The following is a 4,840-nucleotide window of genomic DNA, read 5'->3' on the forward strand; positions in this document are numbered from 1 at the left end:
CCAGAAAGCTGCCCACGGTCTCGACGGGCAACCGCCATACCTCGACGTCAATGGCCTGGCCCCCCGCATCGCGCAGCAGCGCCGGACGCGAAGGCGGCCCGCCTGCCAGCGCGAACAGCTTGTAGCAAGGAGCCGTCTGGCTCGCTTCGAGCAGTACGCCGCCGCGCTCCGTCAGTTGGTGGTTGAGGGGTAAGCCGCTCAGGTGAGCGCCGCACACCACGATCTCCATGTGGCCGTCCTGGGCGGTGGTTGCCAAATCAGCGAGTGGCGGATGTGCAATGCCGGTTGCCCCCAGTGGCAGCATCACGCGTGCTTCCAGCGCCCGCGCCAACGACAGCAGCATCAGGTCGGCAAACGCCGGGCCGAACAAGGTGACTCCGGCAGGCAGGCCGCTCTCGGACAATGCCACAGGTACCGCCAGGGCGCTGTAATCGAGCAGGTTCATGAAGTTGGTCCAGGTCCCCAGCCGTGAGTTCACGCCAATTGGGTCAGCGGCGACATCTGCCTTGGTGGGGTGGGTCACCGTGGTGGGGCTGAGCATCACATCCACCTGGGCGATGAGCGCATCGGCCTGACGCTTGAATTCGGCGAGCTGATAGCGGGCATCGAAGGCATCGACCGCCAGCGGGGTGGCCCCGCCTTGCGTGATCTGAAACGTCACTGGGTGAATGGCTTCGGGGTGGCTGGCCATCAGCTCACGAATCACGTGGTAGCGCTCGGCCACCCAGGGGCCTTCGTAAAGCAGGCGCGCCGCCGCCAACAGGGGCGCGCAGTCCAGCTCGACCTTTTCACCGCCCAGCGCTTCAAGGTGGGCAATGGCCTGGTGCATGCCCTGGGTGTAGGCTGCATCCGTTTGCCATTGGGTTTCGGGCGGTACGCCAAAGCGGAACGCGGAAGGGGCCTTTCCATAGCGTCTGGCGTGCACGGCAAAATCGTGCTTTCGCGACCAGGCGCACTGATCATCATAGGCAGCGGTAATGCTGAGCACTTTCGCGGCATCGTCGGCGGTGAAGGTAAACAGGCTGATGGTGTCCAGCGTTGCGCAGGCGGGTACTACGCCGCGGGTGCTGAGCAGGCCAAGGCTTGGCTTGACGCCGTACAAGTTGTGAAAACAGGCCGGCACACGGCCTGAGCCCGCCGTATCGGTACCGAGAGCAAAGCTGACCATGCCCGCCGCCGTGACCACCGCCGAGCCGCTGCTGGAGCCACCCGGCACCCGCGTCGGGTCGAAGGCATTGGCGGGCGTGCCGTAAACCTCCAGCGCCCGTTCACCGACCAGCCCCGTGGCAAACTGGTCCAGGTTGGTTTTGCCCATGGGGATCGCTCCCGCATCGATCAATCGCTGCACGACGAAAGCGTGTTCGCTGGGCGTGTAGGCAAAAGCAGGACACCCTGCCGTGGTCGGAACGCCCGCCAGGTCGATATTGTCCTTGATCGCAAACGGAATGCCGTACAGGGGCAGGGTCTCCGGCGATTCGCCTTCCAGGCGTTGGAGGTAGGGCGCTAATTGCTCACGCGTCAGCCGGGTGATCCAGGCAGGGTCATGGCCGTGTGTATCGGCCAAGGAGAGCAGGTGTTCTACCAGTCGTGCAGGTGTCAGGTTGCCCTGCCGATAGGCGCTGTGCAGGCTGGCGATATCCAGCGCTTGGGTGAGTGCCATGGTGGTCTCCTAATCTAGTTCTGAGCTAGTGGTCTTACCTAGCCGTTCTGGGTCGTGTCGAGCTTGAGTGGCGTGTCGTTCATTGGCGTGGCTGGGTGACCTATGCGCCAGGGGTGGGTCGAAAGACGAATCTGCCACCCTTGCCCATCGCGCTCCAGATAGTCCATGCACAGGCTGGCTCGCCAGCGCAGGGCGTCATTGCTGGCCTTTTCCAGTGGCGTGTATAGCGAGTTCTGGTGGCCTGGTGCCGGGCGCGGAGTGATGGCCATGGCATGGTCACCAATCTGTAACCAGCGTAGCCGCCCTTGGGCGTCGGTGCGCACTAGCTCGCGTTGGTCGGGGGGGCATTGGCGTTGCCAGTGTTCGACGTAGCGCCCGTGGGGGTGCTGCTCTTCGAGCAGGTGGTCATCGAGCCAGGCCAGGTGGCCGACGTCTTTCTCCAGGCTGGGGTTCAGGTCCTGCAGGCGGTGCCAGGTGCATACCGGCCCGTCGATCTGGGTGATGCCGACGAATCCGGTCAGGTGGGCGAGCCATTCGAGCTGCGCTCGACTGCACGCCCCCAGGTGCTCGATGCCTGCCAGCGCATCGTGATGGGCGGGAAGGCGCAGGTCGGCATGCCACTGAGCGCCCTGAAGCCAGACCACCTGGGTGCCGGTATCCGTGTACTGGTAGGGCGGCTGAGCGGGCTCGGCATAGAGCGTGCGCTTCCAGACGCCCCGAAACTCGGTTGGTGTGGCGGGGAGTGGTAGGGTCATGACTCGGGCTTCTCGTCTTGGGCAGCCGAGTGCTTGCCGTGCTGGCCCAGGCTACCCACTTCGCGGGCACCTTCGGGAAGCGTAATCTCACCCTTTGCCAAACGCTCGCGCAGGTAGCGGAAGGTCTGGATCGTTTGGGCGTAGAGGTGATCGCCCGCTTTGAGCGGTGCGTAATGAGCTTTGCCGTGGCGCTCGACCAATTCAGGCAGCGGTGCCACTTCAGTATGGTAATCGCAGGCGAAAAACAGCGGGAAAGAGTAGCGCTCCTGTTTAACTTTGCGCACTCGATGGGAGGTCGCCACAAATTCGCCGTTGCTCCAAATTTCCAGCATGTCGCCAATATTGACGACTAATGCATCCTCTTGATAGGGGACATCGATCCATTTGCCTGCACCATTCATGACCTCGAGCCCCGGTGCAGTGGGTAGCAGCAGCGTGAAGCACTCGTAGTCGGTATGGGCACCGATGCCTTGGGCATCTTCGGCATCAGGGTTATACGGATAGTGGATCAATCGCAGTTGGCTGGGCGGCTTGGTGACGTGGCGCAGTAGCTGCTGCTCATCAAGACCCAATGCTCGGGCAAAGCCGCCCATGAGTGCCCGGCCCACTTGGTAGGCAGCCTCGTAGTAGGCGGCGATAGGCTCGCGGAAACCGTCAAGGTCGGGCCAGGGGTTGGGGCCGAGGAGTGGCGTACCTGCCGACACCTCTGGGTCGTCACTGGGCAGTTCAAAGGCAAGATCAAACGCCTCTTTCATGTCCGGCTTGTTAGGGTCTGGCGACTCTTCACCAGGAGGAACATAGCCTCGGTGGTGATGGTAGAGGCCGATGTAGCGCTCCATTTTGATGGCTTCAGGTTGGGCAAAGAAGCGTTTGGCTTGAGTAATCAAACCCTCGCGAAGCGGGAGGTCGATACCGTGTCCCACCATTTGAAAGAATCCCACGTCTCGTGCGGCGCGACCAAGGTTATCCGCAACCGCTTGGCGTGCAGCGGCATCACCATGGAGTAAACCGCTAATGTCGATAACGGGGATTGCTTGAAAGTCAGCTAAGCGCTGGTCGGCGGTGATCTGGCTCATGCGTTTACCTCCTGTTCACTGGTGAGCACCACAAGTGGTTGCCCCGGCGCAATGGAAGCGCCCTCAGAAAGGGGTAAGCGAGTAACACGGCCAGCGCAGTGGACGGTGATCTCAACTTCCATTTTCATCGACTCCACCAATGCCACTGGCTGGCCAGCCGTTACCAGATCACCCTCTTCCACCAGCAATTTCCACAGACTGCCGGTGACGGGGCTTTCGATGCCTATTTCGTGATCATCCAACGCGGTGACTTCGGTGGCTTCCGGGGCCTGATCTTCAAAGGTGAACTGGCCATTGGCACGCCAGGCGGCCATTTCGGCCTGGAAGGCGGCTTCACGTTTTGAGCGGAAGGTCTCAATTGCCGAGGCATGTTTGTCGATGTCGGCCTGGTAGTCCGCCAAGCGAAAGCGAGTCGTTTCAATGGACAACTCGTAACGACCATGGGGGAAGTCGCGGCGAATTTGCACCAGCGCCTCGTGGCTGACCTCATGAAAACGCAGTTGATCAAAAAAGCGCAGCAGCCAGGGGTTCTCGAAGTGGGCCGTGGTGCGATAGCGGTTCCACATCTGCAGGGTGCGACCCACGAACTGGTAGCCGCCGGGGCCTTCCATGCCATAGACGCACAGGTAGGCGCCGCCGATACCCACCGAGTTTTCGGCGGTCCAGGTGCGGGCCGGGTTGTATTTGGTGGTAACCAGCCGCTGGCGCGGGTCGAGGGGAGTGGCGACCGGTGCGCCGAGGTAGACGTCCCCTAGCCCCATGACGAGATAGCGGGCGTTGAAGACGATATCGCGCACCTGCTGCTCGCTTTCCAGCGCATTGATGCGGCGTATGAAGTCCAGGTTGCTGGGGCACCAGGGGGCGTCGGGTCGCACGCTGCGCTGGTACTTGTCCACCGCTTCCTGACAGGCGGGGTCGTCCCAGGAGAGCGGCAGGTGCACCACGCGGGACTCCACTTCCAGCGACTCGACATCCACCAGCGCCTGTTCGGCCTGGCGCAGGTGGTCGAGCAGCTGGTCGAGGCTTAGCTGGCGGGGCTCGTAATGGAGCTGCAGGGAGCGAATGCCCGGCGTCAGCTCGCGCAGCCCCACCACTGGGTGCTCGCGTAGCCACAGCATCCAGGCGTGGACCCGAAAGCGCAGCGCGATATCCAGCTCCATGGGGCCGAATTCGATCAGCAGGAAGTCGTCACCTGCGCGGCGGTAGACGATGCGCTCGCCTGCCTCGGCAGCATCGACCTCGCGGAGCAGCGGCGAGCCGCGCTCGGCCTCACAAACGGGCGCGGGCTGGGCGGACAGCTGCTGCAACTGCGTCCGCTGATGCGCTTCCAGGGCGCGGGCATCTTCCAG

The 4,840-nt window shown here is 62.8% G+C and carries 4 protein-coding genes; all 4 read right to left on the reverse strand.

The genetic code is table 11. The features are described from left to right. A partial coding sequence (gene atzF / locus B7L71_RS06960; protein WP_081136945.1) for an allophanate hydrolase occupies nucleotides 1-1,660 on the reverse strand: 1,660 nt, incomplete at its 3' end. A 38-nt stretch (nucleotides 1,661-1,698) separates the two neighbouring features. After that, nucleotides 1,699-2,415, reverse strand: coding sequence for a hypothetical protein (locus B7L71_RS06965; protein WP_081136947.1), 717 nt, complete (start codon nucleotides 2,413-2,415; stop codon nucleotides 1,699-1,701). After that, a complete protein-coding gene (locus tag B7L71_RS06970) occupies nucleotides 2,412-3,491 on the reverse strand; it encodes an isopenicillin N synthase family dioxygenase (RefSeq protein WP_081136949.1) in 1,080 nt (359 codons plus the stop codon). Before B7L71_RS06970 ends, B7L71_RS06965 begins: the two co-directional genes overlap by 4 nt. Next, nucleotides 3,488-4,840 (reverse strand): carboxyltransferase domain-containing protein (locus tag B7L71_RS06975; RefSeq protein WP_139790078.1); only part of this gene is annotated, 1,353 nt, incomplete at its 5' end. The genes B7L71_RS06975 and B7L71_RS06970, both read right to left, overlap by 4 nt.

The sequence above is a fragment of the Halomonas sp. BC2 genome, from assembly GCF_002078115.1.
GTDB classification, from domain to species: Bacteria; Pseudomonadota; Gammaproteobacteria; order Pseudomonadales; family Halomonadaceae; genus Vreelandella; species Vreelandella stevensii.

Bases quoted from the DNA above. Each gene is read 5' to 3' on its own strand.
- B7L71_RS06965 (WP_081136947.1), bottom strand. From the start codon at position 2,415: ATGACCCTACCACTCCCCGCCACACCAACCGAGTTTCGGGGCGTCTGG.
- B7L71_RS06970 (WP_081136949.1), bottom strand. From the start codon at position 3,491: ATGAGCCAGATCACCGCCGACCAGCGCTTAGCTGACTTTCAAGCAATC.